This is a genomic window from Sphingomonas sp. ERG5, assembly GCF_000803065.1.
Lineage (GTDB): Bacteria > Pseudomonadota > Alphaproteobacteria > Sphingomonadales > Sphingomonadaceae > Sphingomonas.
Genome location: NZ_JSXI01000036.1, coordinates 1 through 20,028, shown reverse-complemented (window position 1 = coordinate 20,028; position 20,028 = coordinate 1). Strand labels below are relative to the sequence as shown.

Here is a 20,028-nt window from a genome sequence, read left to right as displayed (position 1 = left end):
ATCAGGGCTTGGCCGGAACCGTGCTGGCCGGCGTCAGGCGATCGAAATAGATCAGGGCGTCGAACGCGATCCTTGGCGTGACTTCCATCTCGGTGGTGAAATTGGCCCGTATCGACTGGGTTTGCGCGAGCCATGCCGCAACCGGCGCCGCGTCCCGGGCCTGGCGGATATCGAGCAGGAAATGCCCGGATCCGACTTTGGCCAGCGCGCTGTCCAGGCTCCCGGAGCCTTTGGTGCCGGCAGGAAGGCCGGGACCATTTTCCGAAGACATGATCGGCATGATCAGCAGGTCGCGGCCCAGCGCGGTGCGCAAATGCTGCCCCATCGTCGCCGGGGCCTGCGCATAGACCGTCCATATGCCGCCCCGGGTCGGGGCATTCATGATGTGTCCGTCATGCGCGAACACCAGCACCCGGCCCGCCGCCCCTTCGCGCTCGACCACCCAGCGGACATTCTCGGCCATCGCCGCATCGCGGGCGGCATCCGCCTTGTAGAAGTCGGGCGAAAGCTGGTCGCCCGGCTCGGGCGGCGGCGACACCTGGAACACCTGTTCGAGCTGGCGCGCGACCAGCGCGTTGCGGCGCGCCCAGTCATAATCGCTGCGCATGGAGGCCGCGACGAGCGCCGTGCGGTTGCGCCCGAAATAGCCGATCAGGCCCTCGATCGCGGCACGCTGGCGCACGCGCTCGGCCGGCGGCAATGCGACATAGCCGGAGTGGGTGAACCGATCGAGGAACGGCGCGACCGCTTGCCGGGCGGCGCGCGACCGGCGCGGCGCGGCACGCGACAGATAGTCCAGGCTGTCCTGCAGCATGACCCGGGCATTGAGCCACCGGCCGCTGCTCTCGCCGCCACTCAGGTCGATGCCGTAGAAATTGACCTTTCGCGTGTGGCGGGGGTCGGCATTGTACCCGCGAATCCATTCGAGCAGCGCGACATTTTCGGCGAACCTCCCGAAACCCCAGGTGAAGCCGTTACGAGCAAGCTGCCGGACATCGCCCGGCCCGCCCGCCGCATAATCATGCAGCCGGCGTGATTCACTCAGGCCGGATTCGATTGCGATCGCGGTGAACCCGTCATGCTCGACCAGATAGCGAAACAGGCAATTCCGAAACGCGAGCGGCTCCTGTGCGCCATGCGCCGGTTCACCCAGCGCGACGACCCGAACATCGCCGACAACGGCCTTGATCCCGTCCATTGCGGCCGGGACCGCTGCCGAAGCACAAGCCGGCAGGGAAACAACATGATCCCGTGCCCATGCGGCGAACCCCGCTGACGCGGCCTCAGGCTGTTGCGCCAGTGCGGGGAGCGGCAGGGCGACACCGATCGCGATGCAGAACCAGGCCCGCAAAAGCCCGCCCGGCCGCATCGCTTCGCTCACGGCAAGTCGATCCGGTACAAGGGCGCACCGCTCATCGTCAGCCGCTGCACCTGTCCGTCGATGACCGTGTCGAAGGCAAGCCATTCCGGCGAAAAGGCCGGCCTGGCGAAGCGGAACCGCGTCGGTCCGTCCGCATCGAGCGGCAGAGCATCGTCGCCTCCATCGATATGGGTCAGCATCAGGCGGCCATTGCGCACGAAGATGCGGACCCCCTGCCCTTCCTCGCCATGCGCCTTGTAGCGGCCGACCAGCGGGCGATAGGCGATCGGCGCCTCGGCGATCGCGACGCCGCTGCCCGGCCTGGCATAGCCCGAAACCCCTTCCGCCACGTCAGTCACGACGCCCGAGGCATTGCGGAAGAAGGTGAAGGCGCGCGGTCCCTTTGCGGTCAGGTACAAACCCCAGCTGTCATTGCCGAGACGCGTCAGGGGCAAGCCGGCACCAACCTCTTCAAGCCGCAGGCCGCCGGTGGCATCCGCCGCGAAGACCAGCGCATCGTCCTTGCGGCCAATGAACCGCCCGGCGAAGTTCGTGGCGTCGGCATGGTGCTGCGGTTCGCTGTCCGTGGCGTCCCCGACCTTTGGGGCGGCTTTGGGCTGGCCACTCGCTCCCTGCGTCAGTCGGGCAATGATGCGGTCGCGCAACGCGTCGTCGAGCGGCCCGTTGCTGAGGAAGACGATCCCGACGCCATGGGCCAGATCGGCCCGGAGATACGCCTCGAAACCGGCGATCGATCCGCCATGCGCGAGGACCTGGCCATGCTCCTTGACGTCGATGCCATAGCCATAATCTTCAAGCACCGCTGTCGCGAACCGGTCAAAGGCGCGCGCCGAGATCAGCCGCCCTTTGGGTGTATCGCCGCGCGCGAGCAGCATCCGGGCATAAGCGCTCATATCGGCTCCGGTCGAAACGATCGCGCCATCCGCGGCGAGATAGTCGAACCATGGCGCTGCCGCATAGCTGCCGTTGCGCAAGCGCACATAGCTGGTCGCGATCGCGCCTTGCAGCCGGTCGTCGATCTGCGGTTCGGTCGCCGCCATGCCGAGCCGGTCGAGCACGCGGTGCTTCAGGACCAGCGGGAAAGGCCGCTGCTCGATCCGTTCGGCCGCATAGCCGAGCAATTGATAGCCCGAATTGGAATACCAGAAATGCGCGCCGGGCGCGTAGCGCGGCTCGAAATCGTTCAACGCGGCAACCAGGAAACGCATCGACGCGACATTGGTCAGATAATTGGGCAAGCCTGCGGTGTGCGTCATCAGCGCATGCCCGGTGATCGCGGGAAATGTCGAGCGCGGATGGAAATCGGGCAGATAACGGGCGATCGGCGCCTGTGGGTCGAACCGGCCTTCGTCGGCAAGCTGCAACAGCGTGATCGCGGTGAAGGATTTGGAGATCGAGCCGATCGCGAAGCGCGTATCCGCCGTCACCGGTCGCCGCGTGTCGATATCGGCATAACCATGCGTCGCCACCAGCAACAGCCGTTCGCGGTCGGTGACGGCGACGACCAGGCCCAGCTCGCCCGGCGCCGTCTCGACCATGACGCGGACGTCATCCAGCGCGGCGTTGAGGGTAGCGGAGGGTTTCGCCGGCTCGGCGCCGGCGGGCGCGGCGAGGGCGAACCCCAGCATCAGCGACAAGAATAAACGCATCATCCGAGACATGCCTCCACCAGTTCATCCAGCGCCGGGCCGGGCCGCATCGGGTCCGCCACCGGCATAGCCCATTGATCGGCCCGGCGCGCGATCAGATCCGCCGCTTCCCCGGCCGAAAGCCCGGCGGTGTTGAGCGACACCCCGGCACAGCGTGCACGCGGATTGGTCAGCCGCGCCAGCCGCAGCGACAGCTCGACCGCCTCGCCGATCGCGGGCAGCGGATAATCGGGCAGGCCAACGATACGCTCGCGTCCATGGGCATGGCACAGCACCAGAATATCGGGCTGCGAGCCGTGCAGCAGCCCGAGCGACACGCCGGCATAGGAGGGATGGAAGATCGAGCCCTGCCCCTCGATCACATCCCAGTGATCGGGGTCGGCATCCGGGCTGAGCAATTCCGCCGCCCCGGCAAGGAAATCGCCGATCACCGCATCGATCGGAATCCCCGATCCCGCGATCATGATCCCGGTCTGGCCGGTCGCGCGGAAATCGGCGGCGAGCCCGCGTGCGCGGAACGCCGCGGCAAGCGCCAACGCGGTGTATTTCTTGCCCAGCGCGCAATCGGTCCCGACCGTGAGCAGGCGCTTGCCGCTGCGCCGCCGGCCGGTCGCGATCGGCAAGCCGGACGGTGGGCGGCGGATGTCGATCAGGCGTCGGCCCAGCCGCTCCGCCGTGGTGCGCAGGCGCGGATCGTCCGACAGCCGGTCATGCGCGCCGCTGACGATATCCAGCCCCGCCTCAAGCGCCGCGAGCAGATCGGGAATCCATGCTTCGCGGATCGCCCCGCCGATCGACGCCGCGGCCAGCACCAGCGCACGCGCCCCGGCGGCATGAGCCTGATCGGGCCGCATGAAGGGCAACCCAAGCGAAGCGCGCGCGCCGGCGCATTTATATTCGGCGACGCACAGCGCCGGCGCCCAGTCGCGCAAGCCCAGCCCCGTCTTCAGGAAAATCGTGTCATCAGCATCGCCGAGGAACAGCAGATAGGGACGCGGCAGATCGATCATCGTCGCCGCGGGCGGCAACGGCGCGGTCGCCGGGATCCGGTCGGCCAGGCTCATGGCTTGCCTCCCGACAGGATCGGCCGTCCCGGCCGCACGTCCGGCACCAGCACGCCGCCATCGACGACCAGCACGCCATTCACCATCACGTAGCGAAAGCCCTCCGAATAACGCGCGGCATCGCCATAAACCGCCCTGGCGCCGACCGTCGCCGGATCGAACATCACGATATCGGCATCCGCGCCGGCCTGGAGCCGGCCCTTGTGCCGCATCGACGGCACGAACCCTTCCAGCCGCTGCGCCGGCATCAGCGCCATCTTGCGGATCGCATCGCTCCAGTTCAGCGCTTTCGTCTCGCGCACATAATGGCCGAGCACGCGCGCGAATGTCCCGGCGGAGCGTGGATGGCCGTTCGGCCCCTCGATCTTGCCGCCGTCGCTCGCCACCAGCACCAGCGGATCCTGCAGCAATGCTGTGAGCGTCGCTTCCGTGTTCATGTGCATGATGACGCCGTCGTCGCCACTACCCGACCGCAGGGCATCGAATTCCGCCTGGGTCAGCCGCTTGCCGGTGCTGCGCGACTGAAGGTCGCCGACGCGCACGCCCCAGCGTTTCTCCCAGCCGGGATCGAAGATCACGCTGCGGATCTCGTCGACCGATCCGTCCCAGGGATAGAATTCGGTCGACACGTCGATGCCGCGCTCACGCGCCTCGCGCATCAACTGCACCATCAGCGGCGCATCCGACATCGCCATGCTGTTGATATGGACAACATGGACGCATGCCTTGGCGATCGCCGCGTTCGCGATGCTTTCCTGCACCGATTCAAGCGTGCTGCCCGGTTCGACCAGGCTGCCAAAGCGCACATGGGTGAAGACGCAGCTTCGCGTCCGGCCGGCGACGCGGGTGACGTCGAGCATTTCCTTGTGCGTGATGCCGGGGGCATATTGCGTGCCGCTGCCGACGCCGATCGCCCCGTCGTGCAGTCCTTGCTCGAGCAACGGCACCAACTGCCCATAGACCGCATCGGGAATGGGCTGGGCGATCTCGGCGGCGGAGAACAGCGCCTCCGGATCGCGGAGCGCCGCGAGCCCCGCCGCGCCGCCGCCCTTTTGCAGGAAATAACGAACCGCGGTGTGGCCGACGCTGGTGCCATAATTGAGCAGTTCGCGACCCGCTCTCGCCTTGTACCAGTCGCTGACCGGATAAGCGCCGATCTCCAGCTCCAGCCGCGTGGTGACGCCGTCCTTCGCCTGATAGCCGGCGGTCTCCTGGCCGGTCGCGTGCGAATGCAGGTCGATAAAGCCCGGCGCGGCGATCAGCCCGCGCGCATCGATCGTCCGCCGGCCCTTGAGCGGTACCTCCGTCACTGCAACGATCTTGCCGCCATCGACCGCGATGTTGCGCACTGCGTCGAGGCCGGTTTCCGGATCGATCGCCCGTGCGCCGAGATAGACCAGATCATGGACCGGTGCCGATTGCGCACCCACCGGCCCGGCAAGCAGGACCGAGGCCAGCATCAACTCGCGAAGGCGCAGGCGGCGCATCAGAATGCTGCCCGCAGCGAGAGGGTCACGCTGCGCGGTTCGCCGACGACATTGCCGTAGAACAGGGTCTGGTAGTTGTTGATGTAATAAAGCTTGTCGAAGATGTTCTTGACGTTGAGCTGCAGCCGCCAGCGGTTGAGATTATAGCCGAGCGAGCCATCGACCAGCGTGTAGCCGGGCAGGTCGCGGGTCGCATTGTCGCTCGCGGTCTTGACCGAACCGACATAGCGGACGCCGGCGCCGGCAAACACACCGCCCGCGAAATCATAGCTGGTATAAAGGCTGGCGGTGGCCTTGGGCAGGAAGGTGACGGTCTTGCCGACCATTGCCAGGTCACCGTCCTTGCTGATCTTCGGGTCGAGAATGGCAAGGCCGGCATTGACCTGCCACGCCTTGGTCACGCGGCCGATCGCTTCGAATTCCATGCCGCGATAGCGCACTTCGCCCAGCGCGCGGTAACGGTCGAAGCCATCCGGGCCCTGCCGGTCGTAAACCCCCTGGTTCGCCTGCCGCAAATCGAACAGCGCGCCGGTGAGCAGGATGCGCCGGTCGGGCGAGACATATTTGGCGCCCAGTTCATATTGCTTGCCGCTGAGCGGCGGCAGGACATTGTCGTTGATGTCGATGGTCAGCTGCGGCTGGAAGGATTCGCTGTAGGAAAGATAGACATTGAGCCCGGCAATCGGCTCCACCGTTGCGGCGGCGCGGTAGCTCATCTGGCCGTCGCCGCTGAAGTCTTGCCACGGACCGTCGTTCGCCCGGGTGGAGATGTCGGGCTTGGAATAGGATAGCCCCCCAAGCAGAGTCAGCGGCCCCGCCACCTTCAGTACTGCCTGGCCGGACAAAGTGACGAATTTGCGCCGCCGCCGGTCAAGGAAAGCCGCGCCCGGAAAGACGGCGGAGCTGATGATCGCGTCGATCGCCTCCACGCCGTCAAAGATGTTGGCGTGCCCCGTCCCGCTGCCGCCGATCAGCGGCAGGCTCTGATGCACCATCGAGTCTGTGCTCTGATAGATCGCCGAACCGGAGAGGAAGCTTTCGGACATGCCGAGCGCGTCGAGCTTGTAGATGGTCGAGGCGCCGATGCTGAAATCCTGCTTTTCGTCCTTCAGGATATTCTGGATCTGGAACGAGAAGTCGCCATTGGCCTGGAGATCATAGGCGTACGGCGCGGGGCCATGGGTAGCGCTGCGCTGATAATTGGCCTTGAGAGCGATCGACCAGAGCGACGACACTTTCCAGTCGAGGCCGGCATTGACGCGCTTCACGTCAGTGACGAGTTCGAAGTCCTTCGCGCCGATGAAGAAGGAGCGGTTGACCGGTGCGGGAGAGCCGTCCGCCAGCGTCGGAATGCCGTCGAACGCGGTGCGACGATAATGTTCGTAGCCGCCATGGACATAGCCGGTCAGGCCGTCGGCAATATCGGCATCCACGCCGCCATAGACTACGGTCTTGCTGGAATTGACGTTCTTCATGAAGCTGCCGGCCTCTTCATGCGCGGCAAGACCTATCGCACGTATCGAGCCCGAGCTGTTGAGCGCGCCCGCGACCTGCCCCTCCAGCCGCCAGCGTTTCCATGAGCCGCCAAGCAGTTCGACATAATTCGGCGTGTTTGCCTTGGCGTGTTTCGACACCAGGTTGATGATGCCGCCGGGGCTGGCCGCGCCATAGACCACCGATGCCGGGCCCTTGACGATCTCCATCCGTTCGACGGTCGCGTTGTCGGGCTCATAATTGAGCGTGCCGATGGTCAGCCCGTCGAACGCATAGCCCGCCGCGAAACCGCGCAGTTTGACGATCGAGCCGAACCCCTCCTGATTGCCGGCAAACAGCGCACCCGGCGAATATTGCGCGACTTCCCCCAGCGTCTTGAGGTCCGCCGCCTTGAGGAAGTCCTGGCTCACCAGACTGATCGATTGCGGCACTTCCTCGATCGGCAGCGGCAGGCCGGTGGTCCCGCTCGTGTCTTCGCTCAGATAACGATAACCGCTCACCACGATGTCGTCGCGCGACTCCCTTGCGGGCTCTTCGCTCGCCGCGACCGGCGGCGTGCCGGCATCCTGTGCCCGCGCGACGCCCGCACCCAGCCCGATCTGGGCCGCAAGCCCGCTCGCCGCGAGCAGATATTTCAGCCGGCTGCGACGCCGCCCCGTCCGCGAACCTTGATCTTGCCCGAGCGTCTTCATCGCGCCCCTCCCCTCATTCTGAAACTGACCGGCGAGCCTGTCGGCCGCCCCGCCCGACATCGCGCCGGGAAGCGGGATCAAGGCGACAATGATATATTTCTGTCAATAGATAGTTTTATTGGAAAACTAACATCGGCTACGCTATAGGGAGCGAAGAAGAGGATGTGACGGCATGAGCCAGGATCGAACCGACGCAAGCGACAGCCCGGAAACCCCGCCGACTGAGGCTGCCGTCATCCCGCTCGCCATTCCCAATATGCCGCTGCTGCGCCGGCTGCAGGCCGGGCTGGACGGCTATACCTCGGCCGAACGTGCGATCGCCGGCCATATCCTCGCCCATTATACGACGCTTGCGTTCGAGACCGCCGAATCGCTGGCGGGCAAGGTCGGCGTCAGCGCGATCACCGTCGGCCGCTTTGCCCGGCAGCTCGGTTACCGCAATTTCAAGGCGCTGAAGAATGAACTCAAGGACAGCACCGGTGAGGCCATTCCCTGGCTGATCGGCGCCGAACTCGCCGAGTTCGTCGACTCGCCCGGTGCGCTGGACGACCTGGAAAGCAGCCATCAGCGCGAAATGAATTCGCTGCTCGAGGTCTATCGCCTGGCGACGACGCCGGGCTGGGCGGCGGTGGTCGCGTTGCTCGCCCAGTCGCGCACCGTCCATATCGCGGGCTTCCAGACCGAGCGCGGCATTGCCATGCTGCTCGCCAACCATCTGCAATTCATGCGCGACGGAGTGCGGCTGGTCGATGTGAGCGCGGGCAATTACGCCGATGTCTTCGCGCAGGAAGACGCCGATGCCTGCCTCGTCGTGATCGACATCCGCCGCTATTCGCGCCAGTCCTACCTGATCGCCGAACAGGCCAGCCAGCACGGCATTCCGCTGATCGTGCTGACCGACATCTTCTGCGACTGGGCGCCGCGCTTCACCCCGCATGTCGTCGCGGTGCCGACTCAGACCGGCATGTTCTGGAGCTCACCGGTCGCCCTGGTCTGCGCGGTCAACCTGATGGTCAACGGCGTGATCAAGCTGATCGGCGCGAGCGTCGAGCAAAGGCTGGAAAAACTGACCCGCCTCCACCAGACCTTCACCGGCTATGCCGGCCATCAGCCGCCCCGCCCGAAACTGCCCTGACCGTCACGCCCCGGCCACCACGGGGCGCTTACGGCTTGACCACGCGCTGCTCGACCACCTGGTCGAGCGTCCAGCGGATCGACGATCCGTCGGCGGGCGGGTTGGCGACCTTTTCCTCGATGATCCGCAACCGGTATTCGATCCCCGGCTCAGGCTGGAAATCGACGATCCCGCCATAGAACAGCTCCCACGGATCGCTTTCCTTTTCGCGGATCTGCAGGCACGTCATCGGCCCGACGCCCGTGCACGGCCTGGTCTCGGCCGAGACATAGATGAACTTGCGCGGCGCATTGGCCGCGGGCTTGTGCGCCGCCTGATACATCAGCGTCTCGCCCTTGGCGGTACGCAGCACCAGCCGGTCGCCGGCCAGCGTATAGCGCGTCACGCTCGACAGCCGCCCGGTATAGGCGCGCTCCACCGCCATCGCGTCGCCGGGGCACGCCATCAGCGTGGTGGCGAAACCGCTCTTCCCGTCGCCGAAGCGAATCGCATTGTCCATGACGCGATAGGCGCCGGCGGCGCGGTTGCACCCGGTGCTGCTCGAAAACTGCCCGCGCACCAAATCGAAATCGAGCCGCAACGGCTTGCCCTGCGGCAGCTTGCGCCCGCTCCACGCCACCAGATCCCAATGCTGCGCCGCCAACTGGTGCGCGCTTTTCGCCCCCTGTATCGCGCCGCGCCGGTCGCGCGCATCGGCGCTGCTCGCCGACATCATCATGGCGGTCAGACCGACCAGCACGCCACCGGCCTTGAAAGTGAAACTCATCTGAAAACTCCTTTTCGTCCGCGGCGCCTGGCCCAAACCGACTGAACAGGCCCTGTCGCCTTTGTTGTCTCAGCGAAAGCCATGCGCGCGACCGGCATCGCGGCAGGGAATGACCCATGTTCCGGATGCGGCCTTGCATAGCCTGTTCCATGACGGAGTCCGCCATGAATCCCCTCCTCCCAGGTGTCGGAGCCACCGGCAAACCACCCCGGATCTGCCGGGTTATCTCCTCATCTTCCGGTTGTAAGCCGTTGCGATATAAGTAAGCGGTGATATTGTGCCGCGATGCGAGAACCCAACGAACGTGCGATCAGGGGAAGACATTTGATGCTGATGCCCAGGGTCTTGCTGCCCCTATCATGCGTGCTGATTCTGACCGCGTGCCAGAAGCCGGATACGCCGCAACACGGCGGGACGGACGGCGTCGCGATCGCCTCCCCGGCGCCCAGGCCCGAAAACGGCGCTGCTCCGGCAGCAATGGATGCGCAGAATACCCTCGATGAGAATGACCGCATCATCGCGGACAATAAACGGATGGTCGCCGCATTGCAGGAATATTCCCGCATCGATTCCGCGAAACTGAATCGGCTGACGACCGTTTGTCAGGGCAAGCTGGGCGGCACTCTGGCGGATGGCGGCGCAAAGAAAGTATTCGACTGCATAAAATCGTCCTGGTGATAACAGCGTAAAGCTTTCGAGGAGTAATTCGATGAGCGACCGGTTACAAAGCTTCATCAACCAGATAAATCTCGCGCAGAATGACTGGCGCGTCACCGTCGGAAATCCGTACATCAGCTCCTATACGCAAGCCTATGCCAACTATCAGAAAGTATTGGGTAAGCAGAAGGAATCAGACAAGGAGGCCGGCGAATTGTTCGTGACGGCCGCCTGCATTGCCACGGGGTCAATCCTGCTGGCCAGCGTGGGGAGTGTCACCATGCGCCTGGTCGCGCGCCGTACGGTCGCCAGGATCGCCACACGCACCCTGAGCAACAATTTCCAGCAGCTGTTCCGGGCCACCCGCAAGAACGAAGGCGTCATCTTTGCCGCTGGCAAATTCGTTGACATGGCAAAAGGCGGGCTGAAGAAAAAAGCCGAGAAGATCGCGACGGATCATCTGCAAAGCGTATCCAGCATCATCAGCCCCGAACCGCTCGTGCAATATCTGCAGATGGACTCCTTCATGCGCGCCAATGTGAATTGCGCGATCCGAATGGCTCAGGCGGTCGAGGAGGATTCCAGCGCGAGCGCTCAGGAGAAGGCCGAGGCTTATGACATGCTGAAGGCAGCCCCGATCTACAGTTCGCCCACCAGCCGTTCGACGCCCTCCAAGGCAACATTGGCCGAACTGATCGAACTGACATTCTATCTGTCGGAGATGCTGGAAACCGACACGCTGGTCAGCTGGCCCGCTTCCTATGCCCAGGCCGGCGAGGGAGGCCAGTTCGACAATGCGAGGCGAGCAACCTCGGTCCCCATCTCACAAAACCCCGGTGCCCGCGATTATCCCCGACCGGCAACGCCCAGACCATCCTACACGGGATACACGCCGGCCCATCAGTCCATCGCGATTTCCCGCGCCGGCGGTGACATTCAGGACCGCACCAACGAATTGTGCAAGAAGGTTTTCGACAAGTCGATCTACAGTTCGACCTTCTTCGGCATGGGCGGTCCGGCCGATACCCTGAAACCGGCAGAGTTGCGCCAGGCCGAAGTTTTTCTCAACAAATTGTCCGGCATGCTGAAACCGCAAAACCCGCTCGACGCGATGCGGTAAGGGGCGGCGGCACGATCGGCCCGCCTCGCCACATCGGCTGCGACGGGATCATCGCATGCTGGGCTTACGCATTGCATTGCATGGCCGCTTGCCCCCACAACGGATGCGGGGCTGAACATCGGGGGCCGCGACCATGTCATTGGGTAATGCCGTGAATAAGAACCGCGCCTGATGCACGGCCTCGCCGCGTTCGAACTCGTGCTTGGGCTGCTGGCTCTGGTCGTCGCGCTGCACTGGTGCGCGCTCAAGCTGCGCCTGCCGCCCGCCACCGCCCTGCTCATCGGCGGCGGCGCGCTGGCCTTTATCCCCGCGCTGCCCGCCATCTCGCTCGATCCGGAGCTGGCGCTGGTCCTGTTCCTGCCGCCCTTGTTGATGGACGGGGCCTATTACACTGCGCTCGGCCGCTTCCGGCGGCATTTGCCGGGCATCCTGTCGCTCGCGGTCGGCGCGGTGATTTTCACCACGCTTGCCGTCGGCATCGTCACGCACTGGCTCGTGCCGCAATTGCCCTGGGCGGCCTGTTTTGCACTCGGCGCGATCGTTTCGCCGCCCGATGCCATCTCGGCCAGAGCGGTACTGAAAGGCGTGCCCCTGCCGCGCCGGCTCGCCGCGCTGCTTGAGGGCGAAAGCCTGCTCAATGACGCGACCGGCCTGATCCTGTTCCGCTTTGCCGTCGCGGCGACGCTCAGCGGCACCTTCCATGCCGGTGAAGCGGTGCGCAGCTTTGCCCTGGTGTCGATCGGCGGCGTGCTCGTCGGCCTGGGGGTCGCCGCGATCTGGGTCTTCGTGGTCCGGCGCCTGCGGGACCGGATGCTGGTGGTCATCACCACCACCTCGCTTGGCTGGGCCGCCTATCTTGCCGGTGAAGCCTTTCATGTCTCCGGCGTGATCGCCACCGTCGTCGCCGGGCTGGCGCTTGGCTGGTATCAGCATGTGATCCTGTCCGCCGACGTCCGGCTGGTCGGCAATTCCGTGTGGCAGATCACCGTGTTCATCCTCGAAGCCCTGGTCTTCATCCTGATCGGCTTCTCGCTGCGCGGCGTGGTCGAACGGATTGGCGGGATCCAGGCGGTCCCGGCATCGATGATCTATGCGGTGCTTGGCGTCGTGCTGACCGTCACCCTCGCCCGGTTCGTGTGGATCTTCGCGTCGGAGGGCGTGTTGAAAGCCGCGCGCCTGGCCGGCGTGAAGCGCGCGCGGCCGCTGGGCTGGCGACAGGCCACCATCCTGGGCTGGGCCGGGATGCGCGGCGTCGTGACTCTGGCGGTCCCGCTGACCCTGCCGATCGACATGCCCGGCCGCGACCTGATGCTGGTCAGCGCCTTCGCCGCCATCTTCGCGACCGTGGTGGTGCAGGGATCGAGCCTGGGCTGGCTCATCCGCCGGATTCGGCCGGTCGACCAGGATCCGCCCGCGAAAATGGACATGCCGGCGGCCGAAACGGCGATGGCGCGGGCACGCATGGCGGTGATCGAAGTGGTCGCCTATGGCCCGGACGGGACGCTGATCCACCCCAAATTGCTCAAGGAACATCAGCGCCGGATGGAATTCATGGAGCGTTATGCCGAGGACGCCGCCACCACGATGGAAAATCTGCGCCCGCATCTCGACGCCATATTGGCGGGCATCGCCGGGGCGCGGCAGGAACTGATCCGGATTCACCGCGCCGGGCTGATCGAGGATGAGGTCCTCCATGAACTGGAGCGCGACCTCGATGTCGAGCAGATGGGGGTCACCTTCCAGCGCGGCGAGTAAGCGCGAAAACGCGTGCCCCCCGTTCCCGGGAAGCACGCGCCCCTCACTGGCCCCGTATCAATGGACCAGCGTGTCAGCGGATCAGCGCAGACCGCCGCTCGCGGTAAGCTTCTCGCCGGTCAGCCAGCGCGCATCGTCGGAGGCCAGGAACACCGCGACGGTCGCGATGTCGTCCGGCTGGCCAAGCCGGCCAAGCGGCGTCTGCGCGACGATATTGTTCACGAAGTCCGATCCTATAAAGCCGGCGCTATGCGTGCCTTCGGTCTCGACCGCGCCCGGGTTGATCGCATTGACGCGGATCTTGCGCGGACCGAATTCGACCGCCAGCACGCCGGTGATCGCGTCGACCGCGCCCTTGGTGCCGGTATAGACCGCCGATTCCGGCGGGAACAGGCTGGTCACCGCTGACGAGATGTTGATCACGCTGCCGCCTTCGCCAAGATGCTTCGACGCCGCCTGAGTGGTCAGCAGCACGCCGAGCACATTGACGTCGAACATCCTGCGATAATGCTCCTCCGTCACCGCTTCGATCGCGGCGAATTCATACACGCCGGAATTATTGACCAGCACGTCCAGCCGCCCGAAATTCGCCACCGCCGCGTCGACCACGGCCTTGGCCTGGTCGGCCTTGGTCACATCGCCCTGCACCGCGACGGCCTTGCCGCCGGCATCGGTAATCGCCTGGACCACCACATCCGCGCCCGCCTTGCTCGACGCGTAATTGACCACCACCGCGGCGCCTTCCGCCGCCAGCGCCTTGGCGATGCTTGCGCCGATGCCCTTCGATGCCCCGGTAACGACCGCGACCTTGCCTGCCAGTTTCGACATGATTCATTCCTTCCGACGATAGACCGGTCGCCGACATGGCAGGCCTTAGTCCCGTTGTTCGGAATGTTGGAACTATTGAACTTATCGTCAAGCCCCGCTATTTAAAAAATCATGCGACCGTTGCTGCACCCCTCGATCGACGACATCCGGCCTGAAGCGGTGCTTCATGCCCTGTCCGATCCGGTGCGCGCGGCGATCTTCGCCGAGGTCGCGAGCGCCGGTTGTGCCGAGAAATGCTCGGCCTTTGCCAGCGTCGGCGACCGGGTCATCCCCAAATCCTCGCTGTCGCAACATTTCAAGATCCTGCGCGAGGCCGGCCTGATCCGCTCCGAGCGGCACGGCGTGGAAATGCGCAACACCTCCCGCTGCGGGGAGGTGGACGCGCGCTTTCCTGGCTTGGTGCTGGCGATACTGACTGCTTATGCGCGGAGTGCTGGGCAGGATGTGGGCGCTGGGTGAGGCGGGAGCCAACGCGCTGCGCGCGGATTTCGGCCGCTCCCCGTTCGTCGAGCCCAAGAGTTCCAGCGGGCGCTCTCGACTATCAGATGTGGGCTGCTTTGCACCCCAATTCTGGACGTCCAGCGATCGGCTTTGACTTCCCGAAAGCCGACATTCGCTCGTCGAGTCCGGGTTGCTCGGTCAGACCTCCTTTGGGGTTCATCGACCTAGCAGATTGCGGCAGCCGCTCGGTAGATGCAGCGAATCAAGCATAAGCGGTCTTTGCAAGCGCCGCGGCTGCGCCCCCGGTCCCGCGGTCGATGACCGCGAGGAAGCAGCGCTTCGCCTCGCCCGCGTCGCGCGTCTGATCGAAGAGGTTCTGCGCTTCACTGAAGGCGACGTTCCAGGTCGATACGATCAGGCCGGCGGCAAGATGAGCATTGGGATCGCCTGCAGGTCGGTTGCTGGTATCGGCCAATACTATTGCCAAGGCGCGGGTAAAATCGTCGCGCATCTCCCGCGCGCGTGCCTTGAGCGCTGCGCTGGCAAGGGCCGTCCTGATGAACCAACTCGTGTCTTCGGACAGCATCACGAATTCGTGATCCTGGGTAACGAGATCATGCGCCAGTCTGCGGGTCGCTTCGATCGGCGAGACGCCGGCCCCCCGCTGGCGAATGGCATCAAAGGCCAATGTCTGTATCTCTTCCTCGCGGTCGAAGAACATATCCTCCTTGCGATGGAAGTGATTGAAGACCGTCATGCGTCCGACATCGGCGGCAGCGGCGATGTCGTCGATCGTGACGGCATCGAAGCCTCGTTCCAGAAACAGGCGGGTCGCCGTGTCCGAAATGCTCTGGCGCGTGGCCAAGCGCTTTCGGGTCCGGCGGTTGTCCTTATCGATCATCAGTCCTTGCCTTTATATATACTGAGTATATGTTGGGACTGAATATAGTTCAACACTCCTCTTCGTGGATCCCCCTATGACCAACCCCCTTGTTCCAGTCCAGAATCCTGCCCCGCGGTCGGGCTCTCTTGTGCTCGTCAGTGGCGCGAGCTTCGCGGGCTTGGCGACGGCTTTCTGGCTGGACCGCCTGGGCTACCAGGTCACGATCGTCGAGGTTGCAAGTGGACTTCGCAGGGGTGGCACGCCGGTCGATATCGAAGGCGAAACCATCGCCATTCTCGAGCGCATGGGCATGTTCGACGCCGTTCGCGCCAAAGCACTTCTCCCGCGCGCGTTCGCGTTCAAGGACGCCGACGATCGCACCCTCGGCGGCTTCGGCGTCGGAACGGGCGCGGAAGAGCCGTCGCGCACCCGATTCGAGATACATCGCGATGACCTGCTCGATGTCCTTTTCTCCGGGATCGATGGATCGGTCGAGATGCTGTTCGGCCGGTCGATCAAACAACTCGAGGAGGCACCGGACGGCGTCACGGTCACGCTGGACGACGGAACGCGGCGCACTTTTGCCTTGGTGTTCGGCTGCGACGGCAATCGCTCCCAAACCAGGAAGCTGGTGTTCGGCGACGAGGAGAACTTCACCTACTTCATGGGAGGCTATGTCTATCTGAAGGTCGTGCCGGTAACCGGCATATTGCCGGCCAACGTATCCGAGGTGTTCAGCCTGCCGGGCCGGACCGCGATGCTTAACGGCTATGACGACCGAACCGACATCGGCCTCGCTTTTCGCACCGAAGGCGAAATCGAATATGATTATCGCGACCGTGCGCAGCAGCGCGCGCTGATCCACGACCATTTCGATGGGCTGGGCTGGAAGGTGCCGACCGCCCTGAAGCATATGGGGACCGACGACGATTTCTACTTCGACAGGATCAACCAGATCCGGATGCCGTCCTGGTCGAAGGGGCGGGTCGTTCTCGTGGGGGACGCGGGGTATTGCGTATCACCGGTCGCAGGCATGGGCGGCTCAATGGCAATCATCGGAGCGGGGCGGATCGCTGAAGCCCTGGAACTACATGGCGCCGACTACCTGGCCGCCTTCCAGGACTATCACGACAAACTGCATGCCTTTGTCGAAGAGATTCAGGAAAGGGCAGCCAATGACGGCATGGCAACAATATTTCCAGCTGACGACGCTGAAATGACGGAACGTGACCGAAAACTCCGCGACGGCGATTTCGATCTTTAGCTGCCCGATGCGACAGCGCCGCCGTCGCTGCAACGTCCGAAATCCGGGCCAAGACTGGCGACCGCGAATGGCCGAGATTGGGTCGCGAACTGCCGGGCGGTTATGCGCCCAATCCTCGCCGTTCAGCGATGAAAATCTCGATCCCGGAAGCTGCCATACGTTCATGTTTGGCGATCACGCAGTCGACCGGCGGACTTTGGGAGATAGCCGTTAGGTAGACTCCGAGTACCGCTTGGGCTCAAGCAGCCCTTGTTCATAGGCTTCTTGGACATGCGCGCCCTGTCCTTCGTTTCGGGATTGTAATAAGTTGCCCGGATACTTGAGGGGGGAATCATGCGGATCTCGCGACGCGAATTTACGATCGGCGCGGCTTCGCTCGCTGTTCCCGGTGAGCTTGTTTCCGTACCGGCGCATGCTCAAACTCCGAGGCCCGACGACCAAGCGCCCCTCTATCCTGACGCTGCCGCCTCGGACCCGGTCGCGCTAGGGTGGATGCAGGGGACGCCGCCGCCGCCCGGGCGGCAGATCCGGTTTGAGGATGGAGGCTTTCTGCGCTTCCCTCAGCAGCGCTGGACCTTCTCGCACTGGCGCCAGTTCCGTCCGACGGTGAAGATTGCGCGCGGGGGATCCGTGACTGTGCTGCCCCGCGCCGAGCGCGCAGATCTAGATGCGGTCACCTTCACGCCCATCGGGGCGGCGACCCCGATGACGTGGAGACAGTCGCTATCGGCCAACTACACCGATGGGATCGTCGTCCTGCACAGGGGCCGGATCGTCTATGAACGCTATTTAGGCGCATTGCGGCCGGACGGCGAACACATCGCCTTCTCGGTCAGCAAGTCGCTCTTCGGGACGATCGGCGCGATGCTGGTCGACGAAAGCAAGCTCGACCGCGATGCGGCGGTGGTGCGCAGCATCCCTGAACTGGCCGGCAGCGGGTTCGCCGACGCGACGGTCGGCCAGGTGTTGGATATGACCACAGCGCTGAACTTCAGCGAGAACTATGTCGCCACCAGCGGTGACTTCGCAGCCTATCGTCTGGCGCGCGGAACCTCGCCGCTTCCCGCCGGATATGACGGACCGAATTCGGCATACGAGTTCGATCGGCGCATCGCGAGGAATGGTGAGCATGGCCGCGCCTTCGTCTACCGGACGCCGAATACCGACGTGTTGGGATGGCTCATCAGCCGCGTCGAGTCCAAGCCGCTGGATCAGGTGGTGAGCGAGCGGATCTGGAGCCAGATCGGGGCCGAGGCCGACGCCTATTTCCACGTTGACCCGAGCGGCGTTCCTCATGCCGGCTCCGGCTTCAACTGCGGCCTGCGCGATCTCGCCCGCTTCGGCGAGATGATGCGCGGAAACGGGCGCATCAACGGGCGGCAGGTAGTCCCGGCCGCAGTGGTCGAGCGGATTCGCAGGGGCGGCGACCCCGCCAAGTTCAACGGCTACGCGACCCTGCCCGGCTGGAGCTATGGCAACCAGTGGTGGCACGCACATGATGCCCACGGCGTCTACATGGCCCGCGGCACCTACGGGCAAGCGATCTACATCGATCCGGCGGCCGAAATGGTGATCGCCCGCTTCGCTTCGCATCCGCTGGCTGGCAACGTGAACTTGGATCCGACCTCGCTTCCGGCCTACCGGGCCGTGGCCGAGCATTTGACGACGGCGTGGCGCTAGAGGGTCATCGACTCCCGCTAACGGCCGCAATGGGTCGTGAGAATTTGGGGACACTATACTTAATTGGCGCACCTTATTGCGCATGCCCGGATCCAGAAAGCCCCTAGATAATTTAGTATAGTGTCCCCGAAATGCCAGGATTTGGCGAAAGGTCCGCTTCACCGTGTGCCCAGCATTCCGGGACAAGCCTGGGTACACCGATGGCGGGTGACGTTCGGAAGCTGTAGCAGTATGACGCTGTATGCGCCGACCCGTAGACTACCGAACAAGGCCTGGTTTGTTGGTCGCGCTGGAGAGATTGATCCGGCGTACGCCCCAAGGCTGGTCCCTGTCTCGTTTCAGGGGGATCAAATTAGAAATTCCGAGAACAAACCGTGCGTTGGGTTTATTGCGAATGATTGTTCTGGATCATCCGATTATGGTTGAACAAGACAACACACATAATCCCAACGCGTCTCCCTATCCCGTTCCCGCCATATCGACCCATTTAATTCTTTATAATGGCCAATACTTTCCAACCGCGCCTGTCACTGTCAGCGTACGCGCTCGCTACACATCAAAGGAAGCGAGCGAATTTTATAACGAGCAGGTTCGGATTCCGATCTTACTGCCAGGCGAATGCATAGAGCGCGAGTTCATAACTCACGGCTCCGTCGTTGAAATCGACGCCGCCTGATTTTCGAAATCGCCGGAAATGGCTGGTTGACGCCAAAAGCGGCCTATTCAAGCGAGGAATAGCAGAATGTGGTGGGTATTTGCGGTTAGCTACGGCTTCGTCGCGACCGTTCCCCAGCCGTCATAACGCACGCCGTATTTCTCTTCGACGCTTAAAGCCGCTTCGGTCAAATTGCGTATCGCTGCGCGATCAGTGGTTTGATCCGTTTGCACATCGAGCGCCATCTCGCCGCCGTCGACCGGCACTCTCTGCACAACGCGCCATCCCAGGGCACCGATCTCGTTCTGAAGTTTCACAATATTCCCAACCTGACCGACGAACCGCACGTCCACCGGACGTTTGATAGTTGGGTCATCGCCGTTCCGTTCCAGCGATTTCAAAACATCTGCATCCGCTGCCATCTCTGCCTCGATGCGCCCAAAATCGACGGGCCTTGATGATGTGGCAGTCGCCTGTGCAAAGAGCAGGAGCAGGAATGGATACATGCTGTTTCATCGCCGATTGTGTGAATGGCCGAAGAGGCTGGATCGCCTCCCGGCCACCCTAAGGTTCGCCTACCCCTTATCCTCGCCCAACGTATGGGCAACGAGCGCATTTGCATGGCCATGACCCATGCCGTGCTCGTCCTTGAGCATGGCGACGAGTTCCATGTGCTTGGCAGGGTAACGCCCGCGTAAAAACGCTTTCCATTCCGCGATAGTACGGCCGTATTTTTTCTCGATGGACGGGAAATAGGAGGCAGGGCCGGTGATTTTCTCTTCGCTCATGCGCGCCATTCAATTCGCCAAATGCTGACGGGTCAAGTGCTCATGGGGCCTCGCTGAATGTCATCCCATTCGATTCAACCCCACCCCCCCCCCCCCCCCTCCTCCACTCCTCCCCTCCCACCCCCCCCCCCCCGCGCTCGCATCTGTCCTTTCGCTTGCCTGAATAAAAAACAACCAACGCATCGACTGAGCAGGTTTGCTGTAAAAGATAGAACATGGTCTGGTGCTGAAGCCGAGGTGCATGACGACGAGCGACACAGTGGAGGCGAAGCGTCGGGCGGTGTGCCAG

Annotated in this window: 18 protein-coding genes; 8 read left to right on the top strand and 10 right to left on the bottom strand. The window is 63.8% G+C overall.

All coding sequences use genetic code 11. The annotated features are described in order from the left end of the window. Position 1: 1 nt before the first annotated feature. The 5 genes from OO12_RS13690 to OO12_RS13670 are packed head-to-tail and all read right to left on the bottom strand — an operon-like array spanning position 2 to position 7,848. Positions 2 to 1,381 carry an erythromycin esterase family protein gene (locus tag OO12_RS13690; protein WP_235364788.1) on the bottom strand — a complete coding sequence of 460 codons (1,380 nt, stop codon included), beginning with the start codon at positions 1,379 to 1,381 and terminating at the stop codon, positions 2 to 4. Then, a complete protein-coding gene (locus tag OO12_RS13685) occupies positions 1,378 to 3,033 on the bottom strand; it encodes a serine hydrolase domain-containing protein (RefSeq protein WP_235364787.1) in 1,656 nt (551 codons plus the stop codon). The genes OO12_RS13690 and OO12_RS13685 overlap by 4 nt, the downstream gene beginning before the upstream one ends. After that, complete coding sequence (locus OO12_RS13680) at positions 3,030 to 4,094, bottom strand: DUF1611 domain-containing protein (RefSeq protein ID WP_052215873.1); 1,065 nt, start codon at positions 4,092 to 4,094, stop codon at positions 3,030 to 3,032. Before OO12_RS13680 ends, OO12_RS13685 begins: the two co-directional genes overlap by 4 nt. Continuing rightward, positions 4,091 to 5,581, bottom strand: coding sequence for an amidohydrolase family protein (locus tag OO12_RS13675; protein WP_034159272.1), 1,491 nt, complete (start codon positions 5,579 to 5,581; stop codon positions 4,091 to 4,093). Before OO12_RS13675 ends, OO12_RS13680 begins: the two co-directional genes overlap by 4 nt. Then, the gene (locus tag OO12_RS13670) at positions 5,581 to 7,848 is read right to left on the bottom strand and encodes a TonB-dependent siderophore receptor (protein ID WP_235364786.1); all 2,268 of its coding nucleotides are present in this window, start codon (positions 7,846 to 7,848) and stop codon (positions 5,581 to 5,583) included. The genes OO12_RS13675 and OO12_RS13670 overlap by 1 nt, the downstream gene beginning before the upstream one ends. A gap of 91 nt (positions 7,849 to 7,939) precedes the next feature. Between OO12_RS13670 and OO12_RS13665 the strand changes: the two genes are divergently transcribed. Continuing rightward, a complete protein-coding gene (locus OO12_RS13665; protein ID WP_082006527.1) occupies positions 7,940 to 8,902 on the top strand; it encodes a MurR/RpiR family transcriptional regulator in 963 nt (320 codons plus the stop codon). A gap of 28 nt (positions 8,903 to 8,930) precedes the next feature. Here the strand turns inward: OO12_RS13665 and OO12_RS13660 are convergent, their stop codons facing one another. Further along, positions 8,931 to 9,668 carry an META and DUF4377 domain-containing protein gene (locus OO12_RS13660; protein ID WP_034159271.1) on the bottom strand — a complete coding sequence of 246 codons (738 nt, stop codon included), beginning with the start codon at positions 9,666 to 9,668 and terminating at the stop codon, positions 8,931 to 8,933. 363 nt (positions 9,669 to 10,031) lie between these two features. Here OO12_RS13660 and OO12_RS13655 point away from each other — a divergent pair, with 363 nt between their 5' ends. The 3 genes from OO12_RS13655 (at position 10,032) to OO12_RS13645 (ending at position 13,200) form a co-directional block, all read left to right on the top strand. Next, positions 10,032 to 10,346 carry a hypothetical protein gene (locus OO12_RS13655; protein WP_160296811.1) on the top strand — a complete coding sequence of 105 codons (315 nt, stop codon included), beginning with the start codon at positions 10,032 to 10,034 and terminating at the stop codon, positions 10,344 to 10,346. A gap of 31 nt (positions 10,347 to 10,377) precedes the next feature. Continuing rightward, positions 10,378 to 11,445 carry a hypothetical protein gene (locus OO12_RS13650; protein ID WP_034159269.1) on the top strand — a complete coding sequence of 356 codons (1,068 nt, stop codon included), beginning with the start codon at positions 10,378 to 10,380 and terminating at the stop codon, positions 11,443 to 11,445. A 171-nt stretch (positions 11,446 to 11,616) separates the two neighbouring features. Continuing rightward, a complete protein-coding gene (locus OO12_RS13645; RefSeq protein WP_034159268.1) occupies positions 11,617 to 13,200 on the top strand; it encodes a Na+/H+ antiporter in 1,584 nt (527 codons plus the stop codon). An 81-nt stretch (positions 13,201 to 13,281) separates the two neighbouring features. On the opposite strand, the gene OO12_RS13640 is transcribed toward OO12_RS13645, so the two are convergent. After that, positions 13,282 to 14,028 (bottom strand): glucose 1-dehydrogenase, encoded by a 747-nt coding sequence (locus OO12_RS13640; protein ID WP_034159267.1) that lies wholly within the window; start codon positions 14,026 to 14,028, stop codon positions 13,282 to 13,284. A 111-nt stretch (positions 14,029 to 14,139) separates the two neighbouring features. Between OO12_RS13640 and OO12_RS13635 the strand changes: the two genes are divergently transcribed. After that, positions 14,140 to 14,487, top strand: a complete 348-nt coding sequence (locus OO12_RS13635; RefSeq protein ID WP_034159266.1) for an ArsR/SmtB family transcription factor — start codon at positions 14,140 to 14,142, stop codon at positions 14,485 to 14,487. A 244-nt stretch (positions 14,488 to 14,731) separates the two neighbouring features. Here the strand turns inward: OO12_RS13635 and OO12_RS13630 are convergent, their stop codons facing one another. Beyond that, positions 14,732 to 15,370, bottom strand: a complete 639-nt coding sequence (locus OO12_RS13630) for a TetR/AcrR family transcriptional regulator (RefSeq protein ID WP_034159265.1) — start codon at positions 15,368 to 15,370, stop codon at positions 14,732 to 14,734. A 76-nt stretch (positions 15,371 to 15,446) separates the two neighbouring features. Between OO12_RS13630 and OO12_RS13625 the strand changes: the two genes are divergently transcribed. From OO12_RS13625 to OO12_RS28045, 3 genes are all read left to right on the top strand, one after another. Continuing rightward, a complete protein-coding gene (locus OO12_RS13625; RefSeq protein ID WP_082006526.1) occupies positions 15,447 to 16,616 on the top strand; it encodes an FAD-dependent monooxygenase in 1,170 nt (389 codons plus the stop codon). 333 nt (positions 16,617 to 16,949) lie between these two features. Continuing rightward, the gene (locus OO12_RS13620) at positions 16,950 to 18,296 is read left to right on the top strand and encodes a serine hydrolase domain-containing protein (protein ID WP_034159263.1); all 1,347 of its coding nucleotides are present in this window, start codon (positions 16,950 to 16,952) and stop codon (positions 18,294 to 18,296) included. A 280-nt stretch (positions 18,297 to 18,576) separates the two neighbouring features. After that, positions 18,577 to 18,972 (top strand): hypothetical protein, encoded by a 396-nt coding sequence (locus OO12_RS28045; protein ID WP_152616428.1) that lies wholly within the window; start codon positions 18,577 to 18,579, stop codon positions 18,970 to 18,972. Between the two features lie 89 nt (positions 18,973 to 19,061). Here the strand turns inward: OO12_RS28045 and OO12_RS13615 are convergent, their stop codons facing one another. Both OO12_RS13615 and OO12_RS13610 read right to left on the bottom strand, forming a co-directional pair. Beyond that, positions 19,062 to 19,457: a ribonuclease E inhibitor RraB gene (locus OO12_RS13615; RefSeq protein WP_052215872.1), complete on the bottom strand. Its 396-nt coding sequence runs from the start codon at positions 19,455 to 19,457 to the stop codon at positions 19,062 to 19,064. A 69-nt stretch (positions 19,458 to 19,526) separates the two neighbouring features. After that, positions 19,527 to 19,739 (bottom strand): DUF4287 domain-containing protein, encoded by a 213-nt coding sequence (locus OO12_RS13610; RefSeq protein WP_034159304.1) that lies wholly within the window; start codon positions 19,737 to 19,739, stop codon positions 19,527 to 19,529. Positions 19,740 to 20,028: the final 289 nt, after the last annotated feature.